The sequence below is a fragment of the Micromonospora sp. DT201 genome (assembly GCF_049841575.1).
Taxonomy (GTDB): Bacteria; Actinomycetota; Actinomycetes; order Mycobacteriales; family Micromonosporaceae; genus Micromonospora.
Map to the genome: position 1 here is coordinate 145,931 of NZ_JBNCKP010000003.1, position 23,721 is coordinate 169,651.

Genomic DNA, 23,721 nt, shown 5'->3' on the forward strand with positions numbered 1-23,721 from the left:
CCCCCACCGGCGCGAACGGTCGGCCGGCGGACCGACGATGACCTGGGTCACACGTCGGGCCGCCGGCGCGTCGACACCGTCAGGACTGGACGGTGACCGGGACGGTCTTCAGGGAGCCGTCACCGTTGCGGAACTCCAGCACCCCGACGTAGCGCTGCCCCGGCGCGAGGCCAGACCAGCGCAGGGTCAGGTTCGCCGTCGCCCCCGGCTGCACGCTGCGCTGCTTCGGGTCGATGGTGAACCGGCCGGTAGAGGTGCCCGGCGCGCCCGGCAGGTAACTGGTGATGGTGTACGCGTTCGCGCCGGACGGGATGTTCTCGGTGAACCCCTGCTCGACGACGACGATGTAGTCGCCGGCGCCCTCCGGCAACGTCACCTTGGCGCCGTCTCGACCACTGACCGTGGCGGTGACGAACTTCCCGTCCTTGTCATAGACGTTGAGGCTGAACTCGGTGCACTCCATCACCCCCTCCTCGTCGTCCCAGTCGATGTGGGAGCAGGTGGGCCGCTCCGACGTGACCTGGATGAGCGGGCTGCGGGTGCCGGCCGGCACGTGCAGGGTGGTCCTGCTGATCGATGCGGGCAGTGGCACCGGCAGGTTGTTCGACGTGCTCCAGTCCCAACTCGGTCCGTCACCCTGCAGGGTGACGGTGCTGCTGGTGCCCGCGGTCAGGCCGGAGAGCTGGGAGATCAGCTGACCCTTGTAACCGACCTCGGCGGCGATCGGGACGCTGCCGGAGGTGCCCTTGCCGGTAATGGCGTCGGGGGCGACCAACCCGGAGTTACGCACGACCAGTGGGCTGCGTACCTCGTGCTTGAACTGGTCGCGCCAGGTCAGCGAACCGTCGGCCCAGGTGTCGAACGCGCCGCCGGTGTTGGTGACCTCCACATTGAAGCGAGCCGACTTGCCGGGACGGATCTGCATCTTGGCCGGGGTGACCTTGACCTTGTAGCCCGGCGGGGCCTGCACCGACGAGGTGTAGGTGCTGGTCTTGTCGCTGACGTTGGTGACGGTGCGGGTGACCGTCTGCTTCCCCACCATCTGGCCCAGCGAGATCGACGGGTAGTTGAGCTGGGCCGTGTCGATCGCGCCGATCGTGTCGCAGCCCTCCAGGTCGGCGAGGCCGTAGTCGCTGCCACGGTCGGCGGACACCCCGCACAGGTACTGGTGCCAGTCCTGCTGGTTGGAGTCGTAGACCAGGCCCGGGTCGAAGGCGCTGCCCGGCTCGACCTGGCCGGCACCGTAGTTGAGCGGGGTGGCGTCGTACGTGCCGATCTTGATGGGGTTGCCCTTGTCGGTCTTGTCCACCGCGCTGGTCATCAGCGCCGAGCGGACGGCGGCCGGCGACCAGTTGGGGTGCTTGGCCAGCAGCAGGGCGGCGATACCGGCGATGTGCGGTGCCGCCATCGAGGTGCCCGACTCCAGGGCGAAGTCGTTCCCGCCGATGGACGGGGAGAACGCCGCCACGATGTCCTGACCGGGCGCGCTGATGTCCGGCTTCAGAAGCTCACCGCCGTTCAGGTTCGACGGGCCGGCCGAGGAGAACGCGGCGACCGACGGAGCTTCGACGGTCTCCAGCTTGCTCGGCGAGATGGTCGCCGTGGCGTTGCCCTTTGCGATGTACGCGGTGACAGTAGCCAGGTCGACCTCGTTGATGTGCACGGTCGGCACGGTCTGCACGTCGGCGTTGAGGGAGCTCAGCTCCTCGTTGTACAGGACCATGCCGACCCCGCCGGCCCGGGCCACCTCGATGCTCTTGTCGGTACGAGGGATCTCGCCGCGTACGCAGAGCACGATCGCGCCCTTGACCTTGGCCGGATCCAACGTGTCGTCGGCGCAGAGGCCGGCACCGTAGGCGCCGTCCGGGTCGAGCGCGCTGTCCTTCGCGAAGACCAGGCGGGCCGGCCCGACGCCGGTCTCACCCATGCCCGCACCGGTGATGGCGGTGCCGTCGCCGAGGGTGAGCTTCCTGTTGTTCTGTCGGTCGGTGGTGCTCGCGGCCACCGTGGTCAGCCACGGCGTCGAGTTGTCCACGGTGTTGGCGAACGGGCCGGAGTTTCCGGCGGCGGCGGCAACGAACACCCCGGCGGCGGCGGCGTTGAAGAACGTCGCGTCGACTGCCCCGAACCGCTCGGTGTCGTCACCGATCGAGTAGTTGATCACGTCGACGCCGTCGGCGACCGCGTCGTCGATCGCGTGCACGATGTCGATGTCGGTACCGGTCGCCCCGCCCGCGCCGTTGTCGTACAGCGCCTTGTAGATCGCCAGTCGCGCGGCCGGCGCCATGCCGGAGATCATGCCCAGGTCCTGGGTGCCCGACGTCGCCCGTACGCCGTTGAGGCCGGCCGCGGTGCTGGCCGTGTGGGTGCCGTGGCCGTTGCGGTCACGAGGCGAGGAGTAGTCGTCCGGAAACGCTTCGGCGATGCCGCTGTCGTTGTACCAGCGGGCTCCGATCACCTTGTTGTTGCAGGTGACCGGCGCCTCGGTGCCAACGTCGCAGGTGCCCTTCCACTTGGCGTCGATGACGGCCTGGTCGGGGCGAGGGCTGGGCAGTGGCGCGAAGCTCGCGCTCTCCGGCCAGAAGCCGCTGTCGATGACCCCGACGATGACGCCTTCGCCCGCGCGGGAGTCTCCGCCGAACTCCTTCTTCCACACCCCGCCCTTGCCGGTCAGGCCCAGGTAATCGGGGGTGTGGGAGGTGGTCGCGTGTACCGTCTGGCTCTCGTACACCGCCCGCACACCCTGGGTGGCGCGCAGCCGGGCGGCCTGCGGCCCGGTCAGGTCGGCGGCGAAGCCGTTGAACGCGGTCTCCATGGTGACGCGGGTCCGGTCGGCAGGAACGCCGACCCGGTCCAGCACGGACTTGCGCTTCTGGCGCAGGTGATCCCGGTACGCGTTGGCGCTGCCCGACGTGCGGTTCAGTTTGGCGCCGTCGGCCGGCTTGGTCGCGGCGATCCCGGGGACACCGCCGGTGTAGGTCGCCAGCGGCTCTTCATCGAGCTGAACGAGGTAGCGGCCGGTCGGTCCGCTGCTGGTCGGCGCGGCGGTGGCGCTGCCGGGCAGGCTGGTCAGGCCGGCCGCGGTCAGCGCAACGGCGGCCAGCATGCTGACCCCGCGCCTGGCCCGTCCGGTCCGATGTGTGTTCGGTTGTGGCACGTCGTTGCCTCCACGTTCGGTGCCGGCCGCCACGACTGATGACGGTGGCCGAAACCTAGGAGCGGTATCGATCATCGAGAAGCGCCCGTAACCTGGCTGTAACTTCGGAAACAAGCTCGTAACGCAACGGGTACTTTGCGCGTCATTTCGGGCCGCCGGTGCGGTGCTGTCCGCGTGCGGTGCTGCCCGCGTGCGGTGCTGTCCGCGTGCGGCGCTGTCCGCGTGCGGCGCTGCCCCCGTGCGGCGCTGTCCGCGTGCGGCGCCTGTCGTCCTCGGGCGGGCGCCGTAGTCTCGTCGGGTGTCCGTGTCATCTCGTCGGTTGCCTGTGCCATCGATCGAGTCGGCCTTCGTGGTCTTCGATGCCCAGGACTCCGGATGCCTGTCCTGCGGAGTCGAGGAGGCGGGCCGGCGCTGGCTCGTCAAGACGGCCACCACGGCTGAGGGACGAGCGTCCCTCGACCGGGCCTGCGCGGTGCACGCCGCAGTCCGTCATCCGGTGATCGTCAGTCCAGCACAGACAGTGCATGGCGATGCCGGCCCGACGCTCGTCTACCCCTGGTACGACGGCACCGTGCTCAACCACGCCACCGTGCACGGCACGGACCGTACTGGGCTGACCCGGTTCCAGCAGCTGCCGGTGCCGCAGATCGAGGTGGCGCTCGACGCGATCCTCGACGCCCATCTCGCCGTCAGCGCCGCAGGCCTGGTCGCCGTCGACCTCTACGACGGCTGCTTCCTGTACGACTTCACCGCCCGCCGGATGCGGCTGATCGACCTGGACGAGTACCGGCCCGGCCCGTTTGTGCTCGACGCCGACCGGTTGCCCGGCTCACGCAGCTACATGGCCGCGGAGGAGTTCGTCCGTGGCGAGGTGATCGACGAGCGGACCACGGTGCACCTGCTCGGCCGCACCCTGCACCACCTTCTTCGTTCGCCGGAGGGCTGGCGGGATTCGCTGGAGGACTGGCGGGATTCGCCGCAGGGCTGGCGGGATTCGCCGGAGGGCTGGCGGGATGGTCCGCAGGGCTGGCGGGGTAACGGCGACCAGCGTCGCGTCGTGGACCGGGCCACCATGGCTGCGCCTGCCGCCCGATACCCCGACGTGCCAGCGCTCGTCCGGGCCTGGCGCCTGGCGACACCCCAGCCACCAGCCGCCGCACGGATCTGATCGCTGGCGGGAGGCGGTGTCGTCGCTGACTGCCGGCCGTGCCTACGTGCGCGGGTGGTAGTGATTGCGGCGGGGGAGCTGTTCGGGGTCGAGCCAGGCGGGTGGGGTGAATTCGGGGTGGCCGTCGCTGGCGAGGTGGACGGTCCAGTCGCTGTGGTGGATGTGTCGGTGGTGGTGGCCGCAGAGCAGGACGGCGTTGGCCAGGCTGGTGGTGCCGCCGTTGGCCCAGTGGTGGATGTGGTGGGCGTCGCACCAGCGGGGTGGGCGGTCGCAGCCGGGGAAGGCGCAGCCGCGGTCGCGGAGGACGAGGGCGCGTCGTAGCGGGCCGGTGATGAGTCGGCGTTGTCGGCCGATGTCGAGTGGTTGGCCGGTGCCGCCGAGGACGGCGGGCAGGATCGTGGCGTCGCAGGCGAGCCGCCGAACGGTTTCCGGGGTGAGTTGGAGGCCGGTGTCGAGAGTGCCCGCGCCGAGCTGGAGGCTGGTGTCGGGAAGGCCCGCGCGGAGCTGGAGGCCGGTGTCGGGATTGCCCGCGCGGAGCTGGAGGCTGGTGTCGAGGGTGCCCGCGCTGAGCTGGACCCTGGTGCCCGCTGTGCCCGCGCTGAGCTGGCCGGCGAGGTTGTCGTAGCTGGTGGTGACGACGATTTGGGCGGGGTCGCCGCCGTGGTGGGGTAGTTCGTTGGTGCGCAGGGTGAGTCGGCAGAGGTCGGCGAGGGCGTCGTGTCGGCGTTGCCCGGGGGAGCGCTGATCGTCGGGGCCGGTTGGTGCGGTTAGTGGGTCGATGGCGGCGCGCAGGAGGCCGGCTGTTTCGGTGTCGAGGGTGCCGGTGAGTCGGAGTCGGCCGTCGGTTAGTTCGGAGAGGGTGAGGTGCCGGTCGCGGGTGGCGCGGGCGGCCTCTGCTTCCAGTGCGGCGCGGGCGGCGGCGTCGGCGATGTCGGGGGCGACGTGGTCGAGGATGCGGGTGCCGAGTTTGCGCAGGAGGGTGGGGTCGAACTGGCCGGCCCAGCCGACGAGGACGGTGACGGCTTTGTCGGCGGCTTCGGGGCCGGCGGCGTTGTGCACGGTGGTGACGGTGTCGGCGATGACTCGGGCTTGGTCCAGGGTGATGCGCGCGTCGGCTAGCGCTTGTCGTACCTCTGGGTTGCTGTTGTCGAGTGCGGTGGCGAGGTCGACGAGCCGGCGGGCGGCAGGGACGGTGAGGTGTAGCCGTTCGCGCAGCCAGACGGCGGTGGAGGAGGCGCCCTGTGCGCGGGCGGTGCCGCGGCCGTCGAGCTCGCGGACCAGGGCGAGTTTGACGGCGGCGAGGCGTTGCTCGAGGCGGTGCGCGGCGTCGAGCGCCGCGACCAGCTCATGCTCGGGGAGGGCCCAGGTGGCGGCGGTGGCGCAGGCGGCGATCGCCGCGTCTGCCTGGGCCAGCTCCTCAACCATGACCCGACTTTAGAACAGGTGTACGACAGCTTCAGTCCTCATGATCGATCAGTTCGTCCGCGAACGAGCGAAGAGCGAAGAGCGAAGTGCGAAGAGCGAAGTGCGAAGTCTCCGGCGGTGCCGCCTGGGGTCGGCGTCAGTCGCGCCGGATCCGGCCCGGCCCGGCGCTGATGTCGATCTCGCCGCCCTCTATCTCGTGGCCGGCTGCACAGCGGAGCACCGCGTGGACCGGCTGGCCACAGTCGTGGTGGCTGGCGATGACGGACGGGCCGGCGTCGTCCGCGGCCCAGGTGTCGCCCCAGTTGCGCAGCGCGGTGATGGCCGGCAGCAGATCGTGGCCCTTGCGCGTGAGTTGGTACTCGTGGCGGGTGCGTTGCCCCGGCTCCCGGTAGGGGATCCGTTCGAGCAGGCCTGCGGCGACCATCTCCTTGAGTCGAGCGGCCATGGCGGGCTCACCGACGCCGACCCGGCGGACGAAATCGTCGAATCGTCGCGTGCCGAGCAGGGCTTCGCGCAGGGTCAGGACCGTCGACCTGCTGCCCACGATGTCCATTGCCCGGGCCACCGAGCAGTTCGCATTCGACCAGGAGTCGCGGTCGTCCCGTAGGTCCTCCATGCCGTCAAGCGTACCTGACTTGTGTAAAGGATAGTCAGGTGGTTCACTGGGGCTGCTGACTTCAGCAAACGCAAGCCAGCCCGACAAGCCACGAGGACGCCCAGTGACCACCAGCACCGCGGCCCCGCCCGCACCCGAATCGGCCGCCATCGGCCGCTCATCGGTCCGAGGCTCCCGCCCGGTGACCCTGATCGCCATGTGCCTGGGCGCGATGATCACGTTCTTGCAGATCACCGCGACGGTCTCCGCCCTGACCACGATCCAGCAGGACCTACAGGTCGACCCGACCACCCTGGTTTGGATCTCCAGCGCCTACACCCTGGTGGTGGCGAGCGTGGTGCTGTCTGCCGCCACGCTGGGCAACCGCTACGGGCGCAGGCGCATGTTCGGTGCCGGAGTCATCGCGATGATCGTTGGCGCTACCGTCGTGGCCGGCGCGCCGACCGTGGCCTGGGTCATCGTCGGGCAGTTGGTCGCGGGGCTCGGCGGGGCCCTGATCCTGCCGAACAGCCTCGCGATCCTCGGCGCGACCTTCACCGACCCGCACCGACGCACCGAGGTCATCACCGCATGGTCGGCAGCCTCCGGTATCGGGCTCGCGATCGGCCCACTCATCGCCGGCACGCTGCTGCGGCACTACCAGTGGCACAGCGTCTACCTGTCGACGATCACGCTCGGCGTGATCACCCTCGTCGTCGCCGCCATCGGGGTGGCCGAGTCGCGGCCGAGCGCCGCCCGACTCGACGTGCCCGGCCTGTTGCTCGGCACTGTCGCCATCGCAGCCGCCGTCTACGCGATGATCCAGGGCGGCAAGGATGGCTACACCAGCCCGGTGGTGACGGCCGCCTGGATCATCGCGGTTGTCGCACTGGTCGGGTTCGTGCTGGTCGAGTTGCGGGCCAGCGCGCCCATGCTCGACGTACGGCTGTTCCGGTCCGCTTCGTTCAGCGCCGTCATGGTCGTCGCCGCGGTGTCGCTGTTCGGCTTCACCGGCGTGGCGATCCTGCTGGTCCTCTTCCACGAGCGTGCCCAGGCCCTCAGCCCGCTGGACACCGGCTGGCGGATGCTGGTGCTCTTCGGCGCCTACGTTGTCGTCGCCTTCGGTGCCGGGCGCGTGATTCGTCGTACCGGCTTCAAGACGCCGCTCGCCCTCGGCCTGGTCCTCGGAGCGGTGGCCAGCTTCGCTCTGGCGGCCCAGGGGGCGACCGCGTCATTCGGTCACCGCTGGGCGCTGTTCGCCCTGTTTGGTGCCGCTGGCGGCCTGGTGGTGGCGCCGGCGACCGCCGCAGCGCTGGCGAGCGTCGCGCCCGCGCAGGCAGGCATGGCCTCCGGCGCGGTCAACGCCGCCCGCCAGGTCGGCTCGGTGGTCGGCTCGTCCCTGCTGGGCACGCTGCTCACCACCACGATGCTGGCCGACCTGCCCGACCGACTCGCCGCCCACCACGTCGACGAACCCACCCGGGCCGTCGTGCAGGCGGCGGCGGCCACCGGTGCCACCGGCGACCAGCCGCTGCCTGATTCGGTACGGGCGGCGCTCGCGGAAGCACTGACCTCCGGAGTCCAGGCGGGGTTGCGAGTCAACGGCATCGTCTTCCTCGTCACCGCCGTGCTCGTGCTCGCGCTCGTCCGCAACCGGCCGCACCAACACTAGGGAGCCAACGCGTCCAACTCCTCGATCGCGTCGGCCGGCAGCCTCAGGTCGGCCGCCGCCGACATGATCGACACCATGTCGCCGATGTGGGCGTAACCTGCGCCCCGGATACCGCAATGTCGGCGACATGGTGTGGACCATGCCCGGCTTGACGTACCTAGTTTGTGAGTGCACACTTACAAACATGCGATCGACTGCCGAGGCCCGCCGGGTCACCGTCCTGAACGCCGCAGTGTCGGCGTTCGCGCGCTCCGGCTTCCACGCAACCCCGGTCACCACCGTGGCCGCTGCCGCCGGCATCTCCGAGGCGTACGTCTTCCGGCTCTTCTCCGGCAAGCTCGGTCTGTTCGTGGCCGCCGCCGGCGCGTGCTTCGAGCGGATCGCCCTCGCCATCGAGGAGGGGGCCGAGCGTGCCGTGGGCGCCAGTCCGGAGGAGATCCTCGACGCGATGGGCGGTGCCTACGCCGAGTTGATCGCCGATCGCGATCTGCTGCTCTTCCAGGTCCAGGCCCAGGCCGTCACGGACATCCCCGAGATCGCCGAGGCGGTGCGGGCCGGCTATCGCCGGGTCGCGACCTTCGTGCAGGACCGGGCCGGCGCCAGCGACGCGCAGGTGCAGCAGTTCTTCGCGTACGGCCAGCTCTGCCATCTGATCGTGACCGTCGGCTTGGAGCAGGTGCCCGAGCCGTGGGCGCGCGCGCTGACCGCCGGCATCCGCCACCCCTGACCCGACTGTCGACCCTGGGCCGCGACGGCGGCCCACTTTTTGACCTCAACAAGTGTGTGAGTGCACACTTACAAACAAAGGAGTACCCGATGACGACCGACACGATGATCACCGAAGTGGTGCTGCCCGGCGTGGTGGAGCCCGACGGGCTCCAACTGCACCGACGCGCCGTGCCCGTCCCCACCCGGGGGCAGGCGCTCGTCGAGGTCGAGGCCACCGGCATCTCGTACGCCGAGCAGCAGATGCGCCGCGACCGCTACCCCGGCCAGCCGAAGTTCCCGTTCGTGCCCGGCTACGACCTGGTCGGCAGGGTCCGGGCGGTCGGTCCCGACGGCGACGAATCGATTGTCGGCACCCGGGTCGCGGCGGTCACCAAGACCGGCGGCTGGGCCACCCACGCGCTTGTCGACATCGACGTCCTGACCCCCGTACCCGCGGATTTGGATCCCGCCGCCGCCGAGACCGTCGTCGTCAACGGCGTGACGGCCTGGCAGATGCTGCAGAGTGCGCGCCTGCGGGCCGGGCAGACCATCCTCGTGCACGGAGCGAACGGCGGTGTCGGGACCGTGCTGGTCCAACTCGGACGCCACCTGGGCCTGCGGGTCATCGGCACCGCCGCCGCACGGCATCACGCCGCGCTGCGCGAACTCGGCGTCGAACCGCTGGACTACCGTGACCCGGGCATGGCCGCGCGCGTCCGTGAGCTGTCGCCGGGCGGTGTCGACGCCGTCTTCGACCCGGTCGCCGGCCCGGGCGTACGCACCTCGTACGACCTGCTCGCCCCCGGCGGCACGCTTGTCGTCTACGGCAACGCCGCTGCCGTGGGCTCCGCCCAGTCGGTCGTGTGGGTCTTCGTGAAGCTGCTGACCCGCCTCTACACCTGGAACGCGCTGCCGAACGGGCACCGGGCCGGTTTCTACAACTTCTGGGCCGGTCAGCTCACCCGCCGCGCCGCGTTCCGCCGTCGCCTGCGTACCGACCTCGGCATCGTGCTCGACCTGTTGCGGCAAGGCGTGATCGTGCCGCAGATCGCCGCCCGCTACCCGCTCAGCGAGGTCACCGCCGCGCTGGTGTTCGCCGAGGCCCGCAGCCGGCCGGGCAAGGTGGTGCTGGAGCCTTGACCTCCGACTACGTCGATGGCATCGGCGGTTCGGGCGGGTTGCCGTGGGCCCGGATGCTGTCGCTGACGGCAACCCCGGCGAGTACGAGAGTGGCGGTGAGCCCAGCAGCCAGGGCGGGGGCGAGCAGCAGGGCGGGTCCCACGACCGCCAGCACGAGCAGCGCGACCAGCCGGGAGGGCGAGACGCGGCTGAACACCTCGTACTCGAATCGGGCGCGTCCAAGTAGAAACAGCGCCGGTCCGCCGAGGACGACGCCGACCAACCAGGGCGACGACTCCTCGGTGGGGTGGGCGATGATGGCTTCGAAGCCGGCGGAGGCGGCCACGACGCCGGCCACCATGAGCAGGTGGGTGTTGGGCGCGGACCGTACGAAACCGCCCGGATCCCGGGAGGCTTCGATGGCGGCTTTCAGCAGGGCCCCGGCGCGGTGAACGTAGACCTGCCACAACAGCACGGTCGTGGCGAACCCGACCAGGAGTGCCGCCGTACGGTCGATCGTCAGATCGTTGCCGGCGTAGGTGAGGGTGATGACGAGAATGAGGTCGCCGAGGGCGAGCGTGAAGATCTGCTGGTAGCGCTCCGCCAGGTGGTCGGCTGCCACCGCGTACTGAGGCGAGGGCAGTCGACCGATCTTCGGCGTGGGATAACGGAACAGGGCCGCCCCGTAGTCGACGGCTAGCGCGGCGCCCCACAGCAGGCCCCGCGCCGGGCCGGTCACGAAGGCGCCCGCGAGCCACGGCACGGCGGACACGCAGTTCCAGAAGAGGAGTCGATTCGAACGTTGTCGCGCCGATGGGCCGGCCAGCGCGGCGACGAGGACGATGCCACGCCCCACCTGGATCGCCACGTATGCGCCCGCGAACACCAGGCCGTGCTCGGCGAACGCTCCGGGCAGCGCGCCCGCCATCAGGATCGTCCCGAACATGACCCAGATCGTCGTGACGAAGATCGGGGGTCGGAGGGGATGGTGGAGTTCGGTTGCCAGCGCGCTCGCGGCCCACACCCACCAGATCGCCGTGAGCAGCACCGCGGTCTCGAAGATCCCGACCCAGTCGAGACGCTGTGCCAGGGTTCGCGAGGTCAGGGCGAGTGCGGCGACGAACACCAGATCGAGGAAGAGCTCCAGCAGGGTCGCGCGCTGGGGGCCCTCATCCTCGCGGGCCAGCCCTACCGCCTGGTCGATCGTCATCAGGTGCCCGCCTACGCGTTCCGGGCTCTCATGCTAGTGAGGTTTCGCCCGAAAATCGGGCAAAGTCGCGGCCCGGCCTTGCGGGGGGCCGGATCCGGCCGTGCCGCTGCACCGGGGCGAGGATGAGCCCGGGTTCCGGCAGGCCCGGCTGCCGGTGGATGTGCGGCCGCCCACCGCGAGGGCGTACGGTGAACACGTCGCCCGGGACCCCGGTGGCCGCCAGACGCCGTCGCCACCAGCCCATCAGGGGCGTTATCGATCGTCATCCCCATCGCCGCGACGTGCTGGTCGTGTTTGTTGATCGCCGACCACGTCCCCGGCCGTCGGATTCGCCGCTCGTCGCGGCTGGAACGGCTGGTGGTCCGGATGCGACAAGCGTTCACACCGCTGTCTGTGCGAATGATCGTTCTGAACGCCTTAACCAGGGGAGCACCAGATGAGGATCGCCAGGCACAGGATCGTCAGCGCACTTCGCGACAGGGGCCAGCAGGCCCGGGCCGACTGGGTCGAGCGCGAACTGCCGGAACGGGTCGACCCGGCGAAGCACTCCGGGCTGCTCGCCACCCTGCACCTCGACCCAGCTGACCTCGCCGACGCGCCATCCCCGTGAGGGTTGCGCTGCTCGGACCGGTCGCCTGGCGTACGCCCCCGCACCACTACGGCCCGTGGGAGCAGGTGACCGGCCTGCTCGCGGAGGGTCTGGCCAGCCGCAGCGTCGATGTGACGCTGTTCGCGACACTGGACTCCGTCACCTCCGCTGAACTCGACGGCGTCTGCCCACGGGGGTACGCCGACGACCCGGACTCGGACGGTCGAGTGTGGGAGGCGATGCACGTCTCCCACGCGATGGCCCGTTCGGCGCAGTTCGATCTGGTGCACAGCCACCTCGACTGGCTGCCACTGGCGTTCGCGGAGCACTGCCGCGCCCCGCTGCTGACCACAGTGCACGGTTTCTCCGGCGCGGGAATCCTGCCCGCCTACGCCCGCGCCCGCTCGGCGTACGTGTCGATCTCCGACGCCGACCGGGCACCCGAGCTCGACTACGTCGCCACGGTCTACCACGGCGTCGACCTCGACGGGCTGCCGTTCACCAGTGATGCCGGCCCTGGGCTGGCCGCCTTCGGCCGGATCCACCCTGACAAGGGCACCCACACCGCGATCGAGATCGCCAGCCGCGCGGGCCGGCCCCTGACCATCTGCGGCATCGTGCAGGACGAGCGGTACTTCGCCGAACAGGTGGCCCCGCACATCGACGGCGACCAGGTCGTCTTCCTCGGTTCGGTGGGGTCCGCGGCGGCGTGCCGAGGTGCTGGGCGACAGCATCGCTCTGCTGCACCCGATCGCCTTCGACGAGCCGTTCGGCCTGTCGGTGGTGGAGTCGATGGTCTGCGGCACTCCGGTCGTCGCCTACCAGCGGGGGTCCATGCCGGAGGTCATCGACGAGGGGGTGACGGGCTTCCTCGTCCACACCGTCGGCCAGGCCGTCGACGCGGTCACCCGGGTCGCCGGCCTCGATCGGGCAGCCTGCCGGGCGCGGGCTCGGCAGCGCTTCGGTGCGGACCGGATGGTCACCGACTATCTCGCGGTCTACGACCAGCTCATCCACGGCTGACTCATCCACGGCTGAACCAGCCCGTTCCGCCGGTCACACACGCTGACCGGGGTGCGCCGTTCCCGCGTGAGGCTCGCCCCGAACTGCGGGGCCAGCCGACAACCGGAAGGCCCGAGTTTCATGCCCAGCTACGGATTTCTCAGCACCCACCCACCGACCCGGTGCGGCCTGGCCACGTTCAACTCTGCGCTCGCTGCCCAGTTGACAGCCGACGGCACGCGCGGCGGCATCGTTCGGGTCACCGACCACGGCGACGATCAGCGGCCGGTGCCCGGGGTCGTGCACACGTGGTCGTCGCGTACCTCGGCCGGCTGGCGGGACGCGGCGGCTGCCCTGAACGCCTTCGACGTGGTGATCGTTCAGCACGAGTACGGCATCTACCCCGGCAACGACGGCGAGGACGTCCTGCCTTTGCTGCGGCGGCTCACCGTGCCGACAATCGTGGTCCTGCACACCGTGCTCCGCCAGCCCTCGGCCCGGCAGAAAGCCCTGTTGGAGCAGATCGTGGCCACCGCCGGGGCGGTCGTCACGATGACCGACACCGCCCGCGACCGACTGCTCGTCGGATACGCCGTCACAGCGGGCAAGGTGACGGTCATCCCGCACGGTGCCGTCGAGCTTGCCCGCGTACCCGTCGAGCGGCGTACCCGCCCGCACCTGCTGACCTGGGGGCTACTCGGCCCCGGCAAGGGTGTCGAGTGGTCGTTGCGGGCCCTCGCGCGGTTGCAGGATCTCGAACCGACACCGACCTACACGGTGGCGGGGCGGACGCACCCGAAGGTGATCGAGCACCACGGTGAGGCGTACCGGGCCGGGCTGCACCAGCTCGGCGCCCAACTGGGCATCGCGCACGCCGTCGACTACCAGGACGTCTACCACGACCAGGAGGCACTGGGCCGACTGATCCGCTCCGCGGACGTGGTCGTCCTGCCCTACGACTCCCGCGAACAGGTCACCTCCGGCGTACTCATCGAAGCGGTGGCCGCCGGGGTGCCCGTTGTGGCGACGGCGTTCCCGCACGCCGTCGAGCTGCTGACCGGCGGGCCGGGTCTGGTCGTACCTCATCAGAATCCGGCGGCGCTGGCCGTGGCGATCCGGCGGGTCCTGACCGAACCCGGCCTGACCGCCCGGTTGGCCGGTCGGGTGCGGCCGCTGGCCGCGCACCTGCGTTGGCCGGCGGTGGCGGCCCGCTACGGCACGCTGGCCGAAGACCTCTCTGACCTCCGCCGGCCCGTCGTCAGCGCGTTGTCGGCATGACCGCGACCACCGGCCGGCCCTGGACAGCGACGCGTGGGCGCTGGGTGACAGCGCCCGCGCCGAGCTTCGCGCACCTGGCCCGGATGAGCGACGACACCGGTCTCTTCGAGCACGCCCGGCACGCCATCGTCCGTCGCGAGCACGGCTACTGCACCGACGACGTCGCCCGCGGCCTGGTCGTCATCAGCCGCGAGCCGGAGCCGAGCGACGCGTTGCTGCGGCTCGCGGAGTGCTACCTCGCGTTCCTGACCCATGCGCAGGACGCCGGCGGCGCCTTCCGCAACCGGCTCGGGCACGACCGGCAGTGGGCCGACGAACCAGGGCTCGGCGACTGGTGGGGCCGGGCGCTGTGGGGCCTGGGCACGGCCGTCGCCCGCAGCCCCGCGCCCTGGGTACGGGAGGAGGCGCTTGTCGCATTCAGCCGGGGTGCGACCCGGCGCACCAAGTTCCCACACGCGATGGCTTTCGCCGGGCTGGGCGCGGCCGAGGTGCTCCGCCGTCACCCGGGTCATGTCGTCGCCGCGTCCCTGCTGGCGGACGCGGCCAGCACGGTCGGCCCCCCGGGCTCCGACCCGAGGTGGCCGTGGCCACGGCAGAAGCTGACCTACGCCAACGCGGCTCTCGCCGAGGTGGTCATCGTCGCCAGCCAACTGCGGGAAGGTGGCCCACCCCTCGACGAGGGCCTGCGGATGCTGGCCTGGTTGCGCGACGTCCAACTCCTCGACGGGCGGCTGTCGGTCGTACCCGCCGGGGGGTGGCGGCACGGCGCGGTACGCCTGCACCACGACCAGCAGCCGATCGAGGTCGCCGCGTTCGCCGATGCCTGCGCCACGGCGGCCACGGTCACCGGCGACCCCGAGTGGGACAACGGGGTGCGGCAGGCGGTCGGGTGGTTCCTCGGCGACAACGACATCGGCACGCCGATGTGGGATCCGGAGACCGGCGGAGGCTACGACGGGTTGACCCCGCACGGGCCCAACCTCAACCAGGGCGCCGAGTCCACCCTCGCACTGATCTCCACCCTGCAGCACGCGCGACGGTGGTCGTGACCGGGGTTAAGGCCGTCCGGCAGGACGTGACTCTCGCCTCGGATCCACACCGGGTCATCGTCAAGCTCTTCGTCCCGGGTGAGGACGCGGCGGTGGTGCGCACCCGGGCGCGGGCGCTCATCGACCGGGTCGCGCACCTCGACGACGAGGAGACCGGCCGGCTGTTGCGGGACACCCTCGACCGCTTCGGTGCCCGGCACCGCGACCTGGCCGGCACGTTCCACCATCATTACGACCTGGTCCGGCATCGGGCCGCCCGGGCCCGGGATCTCTCTCCGACCAGCCGGCTGCTGGTCGGCGCCTACTTCAGCCACGAGTACGCCGTCGAGGCCGCTGCCCTGTGCAACCCGTCGATGGTGGCCCACCCCGACCAGACGGATCTGGGCACCGGGCAGCTGCGCGTCGCGGTCAGCCTGCGCCAGATCGGCGAGGGGCACGTGTCGTCCATCGGGTTCGCGACCGCGGTCCTCGGACCTGGGCGACAGCTGAGCGTCGCCGACCGGGCCGGCCCGCTGGCCGTTGGGCAGCGGGTGGGCGTACGGCACCGCCGGGACCTGCTCGCTGCCGGCCTCGCCGAGGAGGACTGCGACAACGAGGTCACCGCCACCGCGCTGGACGCCCTGCCCGAGTGGTACGACGAGGCCACCTTCGAGCGGGTGCTCGGCAAACTCCCACCGGATCTGCTCTCCCGCAGTACCGGGTTGGGCACCCTGGAACAACTGCGTCGCACCAACGCCGGTAGCTATGCCACGGCCTTCCCCGCCGACACGGCTCTGCATCAACGGGTGCTCTGGCCAGCCACCCCGGCAGAGAGCAGTGGCATGGAGGACGCGCGGTTCGTCCGCTTCGTCGATGAGTCCGGGCCGGTGTACCGGGCCACCTACACCGCCTACGACGGCCGGAGCATCGCCACCCGTGCGCTGGTCAGCCACGACCTGCGCCGTTTCGAGATGACCCCGATGCGGGGGCCGGGTGCCCGTAACAAGGGTCTCGCGCTGTTTCCGCGTACCGTCGGCGGCCGGCACCTGGCGTTGTGCCGCGCCGACGGGGAGACCATTGGCCTGACCGTCCTCGACGGCGAGAACCGCTGGCAGGCCCCGACCCCGCTGCATGCTCCGCGCGACAGTTGGGAGCTGATCCAGGTCGGCAACTGCGGGTCTCCGATCGAGACCGACGCCGGCTGGCTCGTGCTCACCCACGGTGTCGGGCCGATGCGCCGGTACGCGATCGGTGCGCTCCTGCTCGACCTGCATCGACCGGAGCGGGTCGTCGCGCGCCTTCCCGGTGCGCTCCTGTCACCCGACGAGAACGACCGGGACGGTTATGTACCCAACGTCGTCTACTCGTGCGGAGCGGTCATCCACGACGGTGAGCTGTGGTTGCCGTACGGGGCGAGTGACACCCGGGTGGGTTTCGCCACCGTGCCGGTGGCCGCCCTCCTCGCCGCGATGGTGGAATCCCCACCGACGAGCGATGGGGACGGATGATCGTCGGTGGTGCTGCCCCGGCGGCCGGTTTGTCGCCGGCCGCCGGGGCACTTCGGTCAGGAGTTGGTCGTCCGGCGTCGGTAGAGGAGCAGCAGGGCTGCGCCGCTGACGACGGCGACGCCGCCGATCCCGCTCAGGACGGGCACCAGAGCGCTACCGCCGCTACCGCCGGTAACGGGCAGGCTCGTGCGGGTGGGCGTGGGCTGGCCGGTCGGCGTACCCGTGGGCTGGGTCGGTGTGCCGGTGGGCGTGCTCGTGGGCGTACCGGTCGGCGTACCGGTCGGCGTCCCCGTCGGTGTCCCCGTCGGTGTCCCCGTCGGCTGGAGGCAGACGGGGGCATTGATGGTGTTGGTCTGCAGGGTGACGGCACCCGTCCGTGCCAGGGCGCGGCCTTGGAGGGTTGCACCGGTGTTCATGGTGATCGATTCCTGGGCCATGATGTTGCCCACGAACTGGGTGCCGGTGCCGAGCGTGGCCGAGCTGCCCACCTGCCAGTAGACGTTGCAGGGCGAGGACCCGTTGATGAACACGACGCTGCTGCCGGACGCGGTGGTGAGGGTGGAACTGATCTGGAAGATGAACACCGCTCCCGGGTCGGACTGACTGTTGAGAGTCAAGGCTCCGGTCAGCTGAGCGGCACCGATCCGGTACACCCCGGGGACCAGTGTGGTGCCACCTAGTTCGGCGGGAAGATTGGTGAACGGCGTCCGTCCGGCGGCGTCGACGTAGGCGGTGGTCAGGTCGTTCTTGGCCTGCAGGGCGACGGCGTCGCCGAGGTGCGTCTCGCCGCCGACGAGGCCGGGCGGGAAGCCGGTCGCGGCGCTGCCCGGGCTGACGCCGAGGTCCTGGGCGAGGAAGGTCGGCCCGGTGTTGGTGACCATGGAGCCGGCCAGCACGGAGAAGTTCGCCGCTGTCCCCAGGTTGACCGGTGCCTCGGCGGCGCTCGCGCCGGTACCGCTGAAAATCAGTATGGCGACGGCGGTACCGCTGGCGGCGACGGCCGCCAGTGCGGACATGGCCGCGCGCCGCGGATGGCTCAACAGTTTGGTTGTCACTACGTGCCCTTTCGCGAAGGCATCTCACCAGACGCCGGGTGTGCGGCGGTTGGAGGCCGCACCGAACCCCAGGGGTTTGCTTAATCGGACTTTTGCACACCTAATTCGCAAAGGTTGCAAAATCCGCGAGATGGGTGAGGCGGGTGGGGACGAAGGGGTATTGGATCGGCCGGGAGTGGGCGATCGGCACGGGGAGGAACGCGGCGGGGCAAGGTAGCCTCACCGCTTGTCCTGCCGTGGCCGCACGGTCGGGGGAGGGCAGGGGGAGGCGCAGCGTGGTCGACGTCGGCGAGGTGGTGCGTTGGCTGCAGCTCAACGCACACCGAGGTGGGCCGGACGAGCTGTCGCAGTTGGTCGCCCGGGCGGCTCCCGCCATCGACGCCAGTGAGATCGTGATCTATCTCGCCGACTACACGCAGTCTCTCCTCGTGCCACTGCTCGGCGCGGGTCTCGTCCGGGACGAGTTGCCGATCGAGACGACCCTCGCGGGCCGGGCCTTCACCAACCTCGAAATCCAGCGCGCGCCCGACAACCCGGATCGGCTCTGGGTGCCACTGCTGCTCGGCTGCGAACGGATGGGCGTGCTGGAGATCGTCTCGCCGGCAGCCGCCGACGAGACCATGGACGGGCCAGCCTGGGAGGTGGCGGTCAACGTCGCCCAGATCCTGGTCAACCGCCGGCTCTACGGTGACGTGGTCGAGCGGATGCGGCGGCGTCTCCCGATGCAGGTCGCGGCCGAGATCGTGTGGGGCCTGCTTCCGCCGTTGACCTTCGCCACCGACGACCTGGTGATCACCGCCATCCTCGAACCGTGTTACGACGTCGGCGGCGACATCTTCGACTACGCGCTGAACGACGACGTGCTCAGCGTCGGGCTCTTCGACACCTGCGGGCACGGCATCAAGGCGAGCACCCTGGCCTCACTTGTGGTCAGCGCCTACCGCAATGCCCGCCGGTGTGGCCTCGACCTGGTCGACACGGCGATCAGCATCGACCGGTGGGTGCGTTCAGAGCACCCGAACTTCTTCTCGACCGGGCTGATCATCGAGTTGGACCGCAAGACCGGCCGGCTGAGCATGATCAACGCGGGTCATCCCGGTGCGATGTTGCTGCGCGACGGCAAGGCCATTCGGGAGTTGCCGGGGCCGACCGCGTTGCCGCTCGGGCTGGGCCACCTGTCCGCGCACCGCCCACGGGTGCATGTGGAGGATCTGCACCCGGGCGACCGCATCCTCGCCTACACCGACGGCATCACCGATGCGCGCAGCGCCGACGGGGAGCAGTTCGGGCTGGACCGGCTCGTCGACTTCGTCAACCGCGCCCTCAACGACCGGTTGCCCAGCCCGGAGACGATGCGTCGGCTGGTGCGCGCCGTCGTCGCGTACCAGGACGACAAGCTTGAGGACGACGCCACGGCCCTCTTCGTGGAGTGGCGGCCGCCGCACCTGCCGCTCGCGCACCTCCGCGACCTCGCCGAGCTCCGACCCTGACCGCACCCAGTGGGATTTTGCACTCGCAGTGCACTTGTCTCCGCCAGGAGGGCTGTCTAGCGTCACCTCATGGGTGACTCATGGACCTTCGCCGTGGCACGTGACGACCTCGGGCAGACCACGCTCGTCGATGACGCCACACCCGCCGTGGCCGACGGCGAAGCGCTGCTACGTGTGGACCGCGTCGGGCTCACCGCCAACAACGTGACCTACGCGGTGCTCGGCGACTCGATGCGCTACTGGGAGTTCTTCCCGCCGACGTCTCATGGGCTCGGGGGTCAGTGGGGCCTCCCGCCGCTGTGGGGCTTCGCCGACGTGGTCGCGTCGACAGTCGCGGGGGTCGAGGTGGGGCAGCGGATCTACGGTTACCTCCCACCCGCGGGGCACCTGTTGGTGCGACCGGACCGGGTGGACGCGTCCGGGTTCCGCGACGCGAGCCCGCACCGGGCCACGTTGCCGTCGCCCTACAACGCGTACCGGTCGACCACCGGGGACCCGGCGTACCAGCCCGACCAGGAGGATCTGCTGATCCTGTTCCGGCCGTTGTTCTTCACCTCGTTCATGCTGGCCGACCAGGTCGTCGACAACGACTTCTACGGTGCCGAGTCGCTGCTGGTGTCGTCGGCTTCGAGCAAGACCGCGTACGCCACCGCGTTCGAGCTGCGCCGTCGCGGGCCGCGCCTGGTCGGGCTCACCTCACCGGGCAACGTGGCCTTCACCCGGTCCCTCGGCTGCTACGACGAGGTCGTCTCGTACGACGACATCGGCGTCCTCGACGCGGTCCCGACCGTCTACCTCGACCTGTCCGGCGCGCCCTCGACCCGTGCCGCCCTGCGTCGGCACCTCGGCGACCGGCTCGTCCGGGACATCGCGGTCGGGCTCACCAACCAGACGCCGAACGCCGACGCTGCCGAAGAGGTGTTCTTCGCACCGGTCCAGATGCGCAAGCGCAGCCACGACTGGGGTCGCGATGGGCTCGACCAACGGTTCACCGAGGCCTGGCAACGCTTCACCGTCGTCGTGAGCGAATGGCTCGACGTCCAGGTCGGTGCTGGGCCGGAGGCCCTCCAACACGCGTGGCTCGACGTTCTCGCAGGTCGTACGCCGCCGCGAGTGGGTCACGTCGCTCAACTGTGACGCGTCGGCCTCAGAACGCGCTGTGGTCGGAGTTGGCGAGGTGGTGACGCAGCGTGGCCAACGATCGGGTGATCAGCCGGGAGACGTGCATCTGCGAGACACCCATCCGGTCGGCGATCTGGGCCTGGGTCAGGTTGCCGCGGAAGCGCAGGCTCAGGATCTGACGTTCGCGCTCCGGCAGCGTGGCGAGGGCCGGGCCGAGGGCGACACGGATCTCGACGAGGTCGAACTCGCGGTCGTCGCCGCCGAGGGTGTCCCCGAGTTCCCGGTTGCCGTCGGCACCGACCGGGGTGGACAGCGAGGTGGCCCGATAGGCGCGCGCACCTTCCAGCCCTTCCAGGACGATCTCCTCGGACAGGTCGAGGTGGGACGCGATGTCGGCCACGGTCGGCGAGCGACCGAGGGTCTGGGTCAGGGTGCTGTTCGCCGCGCTGATCGAGAGGCGCAACTCCTGGAGGCGGCGGGGCACCCGCACCGCCCAGGTGCGATCCCGGAAGTACCGCTTGATCTCACCGATGATCGTGGGAATGGCGTACCCGGTGAAGTCGACGCCTCGGCTGTGGTCGAAGTTGTCCACGGCCTTGATGAGCCCGACCGAGGCGGTCTGGGCCAGGTCCTCGTCGGGTGCGCCGCGCCCGGCGTAGCGACGTGCCAGATGCCGGGCGAGTGGCAGCCATGCCTCGATTGCGCGGTCCCGCAGGGCTGGTCGTTGCGGGTCGTTCGCCTGGGTCGTGGCCAGGGCGGCCAGGAGGTCGTCCGGGCTCTGGTCGTTGCTCGGCTGGCCGAAGCGGGTGCTGGTCGCGGTTCCGACGGTGATGGCCATGAGGGTGGTCCTTCCCGCATATGCCCGTCGATCGGATCGACCGGAAGATCTCCGAACCGGCTGTCGCCGGAGCGCACGTACGGGCGAAATGCGCTGTCGCAAGGCCACGATCACGGGCCTCGCCACCGCGTCATGTCGTTCATTTGATGACCCGGACACTACCCGAAAGATTGATTAACTACTAGCCAAAAGTATGAACTCACACCGTGTTTCTGGGTGAGTGCGGGCCCGCTGGATCAGCCGCGCCGATCGGTGTCGTCGCCAGCGGCCGGGGCGTGCGGGGCAGGCTTCACCGCGAACGGGTGGCGCAGACGCCGCATGGCCTCCTCACTGCTGTCGAAGGTCACCGCCGGCCCGTCGAGCCCGTCGGCATTCGACGTGGCGAGAAACAGGGCGGGTCGACCGTTGTCGTTCGATGTCATGCAGGATTCCTGTCTTCGATGAAGGAGTGCGTCCCGGGCCCGGCAACTCTCGCCGTGCGACCTCAGGACGGTGCGGCGCTCACACTGGCGCCCGATCAGGGTGTCTCGTTCACGGGCGAACGCCCGGCGACACCGACACCCCGCACCATACCCGGCGTCGTCGACCCCTATGCACCACTGGCGGGCCCCGGCTCGCATCTGGTCCAGCGGCGGCCAGAGAATTCTGTAATCCAACCTGCTGGTGCGAGTCTCCGATCTTGAGGGCGGTCAGCGCACATCGCGTGGGCGCCGCGCCGATGCGCACACAAGGAGTGACACCCATGTCGTCAGCCGGTCGAGCACTACCCGATGTCGGGTTGGTCGTCGCGGCCCGACAGGGCGACCAGCGCGCGCTCGACGACGTCGTCGCGGCCTCGCTTCCGCTTGTCTACAACATCGTCGGGCGTGCGCTCCGCGGTCACGCCGACGTCGACGACGTGGTCCAGGAGACCTTGGTACGGGTGATCCGGTACCTGCCCGCGCTCAACGACCCGGCGGCGTACCGGTCCTGGCTGGTGGCGATCACCATCCGCCAGGTGCGCGACTGGGAGCAGCGCCGACGTGTCGCGCTCAACCGCGACGCCGGGCTCGACGCGATCCACAACGTGCCCGATCCTGCCTCCGACTTCGCCGGCATGACCATCCTCCGGCTCGGTCTCACCGACCAACGACGTGAGGTCGCCGAGGCGACCCGCTGGCTCGACCAGGACGACCAGGAGTTGCTCTCGCTGTGGTGGCTGGAGGAGACCGGCGAGATTGATCGAACTGAGGTCGCCGACGCGCTGGGGCTGTCACCCGGGCACGTCGCGGTGCGGATCCACCGGATGAAGGAGCAGATCCAGAGCGCCCGAGGCGTCGTACGCGCGCTGCGTGCCCGCCCCGGTTGCCCGAACCTGCGGGCCGTGGCCGCCGAGTGGGACGGCACTCCCAGCCCGCTGTGGCGCAAGCGGCTGGCCCGGCACGTCCGTGACTGCGAGTCCTGTGCACGACTGGGCGCCAACCTCCTGCCGATCGACCGGCTGCTCGCCGGCCTCCCGTTGCTGCCGCTGCCGGCGGGTCTCAGCGCACATTTCCCGAGCGCCGTGCCACAGGCGGCGTCGCAGGCTGCCGGGCACCACCCCCCGGGCCTGACCGCCGAGCACGCGGCCGGGCAAGCCCCGACGGGCGGTGTGCCCACCGACGCGGGCGGCGGCCAGAGCCTCGTCGACCTTGCGGTGAACCGGCCCCGTGGCCTTGTTCCATCCCTCGCCGCCGGGGTGGTCGCCGCCGTTCTCGCCATCACCCTGGCGGTGGTGATCCTGCCGGACGATCCGGCCGCACCCTCGTGGGCTGCCCCGCCGCCTCCCGCGCCCGCACCTACCGTCTTCGCCTCCCCGAGTGGTGCACCCTCACCGAGCGCGCGACCCTCGTCGAGGGCCCCGGCCGCGCCAGCGGTCAGCTCCGCGCGCAAGGGCGTCGGGGTGTGGAACTTCGGCGGGGCCAGTCAGGCGTTGGCGAACTCCAAGGCAGGCTGGTATTACACCTGGGGCACCCAGCATCCGGGGGTCAGCACGCCACGAGGTGTGACGTTCGTGCCCATGATCCGCAGTGCGGAGAACGTCACCGCGGCGGAGTTGGCCCGGGCCAAGGGGGCCGGGCCGGATCTGCTCACCTTCAACGAGCCGGACCTGCCCGAGCAGGCGAACATGACCGTCGAGCAGGCGCTGGAGCTGTGGCCGCAGTTGATGGCGACGGGCAGCAGGCTGGGCAGCCCGGCGGTCGCTTGGGGCGGCCCGGAGCCGCAAGGCTGGCTGGACAGGTTCATGACCGGTGCCCAGGCCCGCGGTCACCGGGTGGACTTCATCACGCTGCACTGGTTCGGCGCCGACTTCGCGACCGCCACTGCGGTCAACCAGCTCCGGCAGTATCTGCAGGCCGTGTACCAGCGGTACAGGAAACCGATCTGGCTGACCGAGTTCGCACTGATCCGCTTCGACGGCGGCGGTCAACAGTTCCCGAGCCAGGAGCAGCAGGCTGCCTTCCTCACCGCGGCCACCGCCATGCTCGGCCAATTGTCCTATGTGCAGCGTTACGCCTGGTTCGGTCTGCCCGCCACCGACAAGGACAGGTCCGGGTTGTTCAGCGACGGCGCCGAGGCGACTCTGGTCGGCCGCGCCTTCCAGGCCGCCCGTTGAGCAGGGGAGGACCCGTGAATGAGCGCCAGATCAGGGCCGAACGCTCTGTGTTCGATGCCCGGCACCTGGGCGTCGGGCGCGCCGCGCAGTTCGGTGAGACTGGCGCGGTCGACACCGGAAGT

Annotated in this window: 19 protein-coding genes; 12 read left to right on the forward strand and 7 right to left on the reverse strand. The window is 70.4% G+C overall.

All coding sequences use genetic code 11. The annotated features are described in order from the left end of the window. Positions 1–79: 79 nt before the first annotated feature. Complete coding sequence (locus tag ACLQ28_RS07630) at positions 80–3,106, reverse strand: S8 family serine peptidase (protein ID WP_425685487.1); 3,027 nt, start codon at positions 3,104–3,106, stop codon at positions 80–82. A gap of 376 nt (positions 3,107–3,482) precedes the next feature. On the opposite strand from ACLQ28_RS07630, the gene ACLQ28_RS07635 reads away from it, so the two are divergent. After that, positions 3,483–4,325, forward strand: coding sequence for a serine/threonine protein kinase (locus tag ACLQ28_RS07635; protein ID WP_425685809.1), 843 nt, complete (start codon positions 3,483–3,485; stop codon positions 4,323–4,325). Between the two features lie 42 nt (positions 4,326–4,367). On the opposite strand, the gene ACLQ28_RS07640 is transcribed toward ACLQ28_RS07635, so the two are convergent. Then, a complete protein-coding gene (locus ACLQ28_RS07640) occupies positions 4,368–5,750 on the reverse strand; it encodes a DUF222 domain-containing protein (RefSeq protein WP_425685488.1) in 1,383 nt (460 codons plus the stop codon). Between the two features lie 136 nt (positions 5,751–5,886). Next, on the reverse strand, positions 5,887–6,366 hold the full coding sequence (locus ACLQ28_RS07645) for a winged helix-turn-helix transcriptional regulator (protein WP_425685489.1): 480 nt from the start codon (positions 6,364–6,366) through the stop codon (positions 5,887–5,889). 103 nt (positions 6,367–6,469) lie between these two features. Here ACLQ28_RS07645 and ACLQ28_RS07650 point away from each other — a divergent pair, with 103 nt between their 5' ends. The 3 genes from ACLQ28_RS07650 (at position 6,470) to ACLQ28_RS07660 (ending at position 9,865) form a co-directional block, all read left to right on the forward strand. Then, positions 6,470–8,017: an MFS transporter gene (locus ACLQ28_RS07650; RefSeq protein ID WP_425685490.1), complete on the forward strand. Its 1,548-nt coding sequence runs from the start codon at positions 6,470–6,472 to the stop codon at positions 8,015–8,017. A gap of 184 nt (positions 8,018–8,201) precedes the next feature. Continuing rightward, a complete protein-coding gene (locus ACLQ28_RS07655) occupies positions 8,202–8,744 on the forward strand; it encodes a TetR/AcrR family transcriptional regulator (RefSeq protein WP_425685491.1) in 543 nt (180 codons plus the stop codon). Between the two features lie 89 nt (positions 8,745–8,833). Continuing rightward, complete coding sequence (locus ACLQ28_RS07660) at positions 8,834–9,865, forward strand: zinc-binding dehydrogenase (protein ID WP_425685492.1); 1,032 nt, start codon at positions 8,834–8,836, stop codon at positions 9,863–9,865. A 7-nt stretch (positions 9,866–9,872) separates the two neighbouring features. On the opposite strand, the gene ACLQ28_RS07665 is transcribed toward ACLQ28_RS07660, so the two are convergent. Further along, entirely contained in the window at positions 9,873–11,054 is a 1,182-nt protein-coding gene (locus tag ACLQ28_RS07665; protein ID WP_425685493.1) for a low temperature requirement protein A, read from the reverse strand. 436 nt (positions 11,055–11,490) lie between these two features. Between ACLQ28_RS07665 and ACLQ28_RS07670 the strand changes: the two genes are divergently transcribed. From ACLQ28_RS07670 to ACLQ28_RS07690, 5 genes are all read left to right on the forward strand, one after another. Further along, positions 11,491–11,664: a hypothetical protein gene (locus tag ACLQ28_RS07670; protein WP_167517360.1), complete on the forward strand. Its 174-nt coding sequence runs from the start codon at positions 11,491–11,493 to the stop codon at positions 11,662–11,664. A gap of 696 nt (positions 11,665–12,360) precedes the next feature. Next, on the forward strand, positions 12,361–12,666 hold the full coding sequence (locus tag ACLQ28_RS07675; protein ID WP_425685494.1) for a glycosyltransferase: 306 nt from the start codon (positions 12,361–12,363) through the stop codon (positions 12,664–12,666). Between the two features lie 120 nt (positions 12,667–12,786). After that, positions 12,787–13,923 carry a glycosyltransferase gene (locus tag ACLQ28_RS07680; RefSeq protein ID WP_425685495.1) on the forward strand — a complete coding sequence of 379 codons (1,137 nt, stop codon included), beginning with the start codon at positions 12,787–12,789 and terminating at the stop codon, positions 13,921–13,923. Then, positions 13,920–14,972: a glycosyltransferase gene (locus ACLQ28_RS07685; RefSeq protein WP_425685496.1), complete on the forward strand. Its 1,053-nt coding sequence runs from the start codon at positions 13,920–13,922 to the stop codon at positions 14,970–14,972. The genes ACLQ28_RS07680 and ACLQ28_RS07685 overlap by 4 nt, the downstream gene beginning before the upstream one ends. Beyond that, positions 14,969–16,459, forward strand: coding sequence for a glycoside hydrolase family 130 protein (locus ACLQ28_RS07690; RefSeq protein WP_425685497.1), 1,491 nt, complete (start codon positions 14,969–14,971; stop codon positions 16,457–16,459). Before ACLQ28_RS07685 ends, ACLQ28_RS07690 begins: the two co-directional genes overlap by 4 nt. A 56-nt stretch (positions 16,460–16,515) precedes the next feature. Here ACLQ28_RS07690 and ACLQ28_RS07695 read toward each other — a convergent pair whose 3' ends face one another. Then, complete coding sequence (locus tag ACLQ28_RS07695; RefSeq protein WP_425685498.1) at positions 16,516–17,514, reverse strand: ice-binding family protein; 999 nt, start codon at positions 17,512–17,514, stop codon at positions 16,516–16,518. Positions 17,515–17,789: 275 nt separating this feature from the next. Between ACLQ28_RS07695 and ACLQ28_RS07700 the strand changes: the two genes are divergently transcribed. Next, positions 17,790–19,004, forward strand: coding sequence for a PP2C family protein-serine/threonine phosphatase (locus tag ACLQ28_RS07700; protein WP_425685499.1), 1,215 nt, complete (start codon positions 17,790–17,792; stop codon positions 19,002–19,004). 69 nt (positions 19,005–19,073) lie between these two features. Next, entirely contained in the window at positions 19,074–20,141 is a 1,068-nt protein-coding gene (locus ACLQ28_RS07705; protein ID WP_425685500.1) for a DUF2855 family protein, read from the forward strand. A 10-nt stretch (positions 20,142–20,151) separates the two neighbouring features. On the opposite strand, the gene ACLQ28_RS07710 is transcribed toward ACLQ28_RS07705, so the two are convergent. Beyond that, a complete protein-coding gene (locus tag ACLQ28_RS07710; RefSeq protein WP_425685501.1) occupies positions 20,152–20,964 on the reverse strand; it encodes an RNA polymerase sigma factor SigF in 813 nt (270 codons plus the stop codon). 236 nt (positions 20,965–21,200) lie between these two features. After that, positions 21,201–21,386: a hypothetical protein gene (locus ACLQ28_RS07715; RefSeq protein WP_425685502.1), complete on the reverse strand. Its 186-nt coding sequence runs from the start codon at positions 21,384–21,386 to the stop codon at positions 21,201–21,203. 320 nt (positions 21,387–21,706) lie between these two features. On the opposite strand from ACLQ28_RS07715, the gene ACLQ28_RS07720 reads away from it, so the two are divergent. After that, positions 21,707–23,599: a sigma-70 family RNA polymerase sigma factor gene (locus ACLQ28_RS07720; protein ID WP_425685503.1), complete on the forward strand. Its 1,893-nt coding sequence runs from the start codon at positions 21,707–21,709 to the stop codon at positions 23,597–23,599. Positions 23,600–23,721 lie beyond the last annotated feature (122 nt).

Coding starts and splice junctions, on each gene's coding strand:
- ACLQ28_RS07630 (WP_425685487.1), bottom strand. CDS start 3,106: ATGCTGGCCGCCGTTGCGCTGACCGCGGCCGGCCTGACCAGCCTGCCC.
- ACLQ28_RS07660 (WP_425685492.1), top strand. CDS start 8,834: ATGACGACCGACACGATGATCACCGAAGTGGTGCTGCCCGGCGTGGTG.
- ACLQ28_RS07710 (WP_425685501.1), bottom strand. CDS start 20,964: ATGGCCATCACCGTCGGAACCGCGACCAGCACCCGCTTCGGCCAGCCG.
- ACLQ28_RS07680 (WP_425685495.1), top strand. CDS start 12,787: ATGCCCAGCTACGGATTTCTCAGCACCCACCCACCGACCCGGTGCGGC.
- ACLQ28_RS07715 (WP_425685502.1), bottom strand. CDS start 21,386: ATGACATCGAACGACAACGGTCGACCCGCCCTGTTTCTCGCCACGTCG.
- ACLQ28_RS07640 (WP_425685488.1), bottom strand. CDS start 5,750: ATGGTTGAGGAGCTGGCCCAGGCAGACGCGGCGATCGCCGCCTGCGCC.
- ACLQ28_RS07720 (WP_425685503.1), top strand. CDS start 21,707: ATGTCGTCAGCCGGTCGAGCACTACCCGATGTCGGGTTGGTCGTCGCG.
- ACLQ28_RS07655 (WP_425685491.1), top strand. CDS start 8,202: ATGCGATCGACTGCCGAGGCCCGCCGGGTCACCGTCCTGAACGCCGCA.
- ACLQ28_RS07705 (WP_425685500.1), top strand. CDS start 19,074: ATGGGTGACTCATGGACCTTCGCCGTGGCACGTGACGACCTCGGGCAG.
- ACLQ28_RS07645 (WP_425685489.1), bottom strand. CDS start 6,366: ATGGAGGACCTACGGGACGACCGCGACTCCTGGTCGAATGCGAACTGC.
- ACLQ28_RS07670 (WP_167517360.1), top strand. CDS start 11,491: ATGAGGATCGCCAGGCACAGGATCGTCAGCGCACTTCGCGACAGGGGC.
- ACLQ28_RS07685 (WP_425685496.1), top strand. CDS start 13,920: ATGACCGCGACCACCGGCCGGCCCTGGACAGCGACGCGTGGGCGCTGG.
- ACLQ28_RS07665 (WP_425685493.1), bottom strand. CDS start 11,054: ATGACGATCGACCAGGCGGTAGGGCTGGCCCGCGAGGATGAGGGCCCC.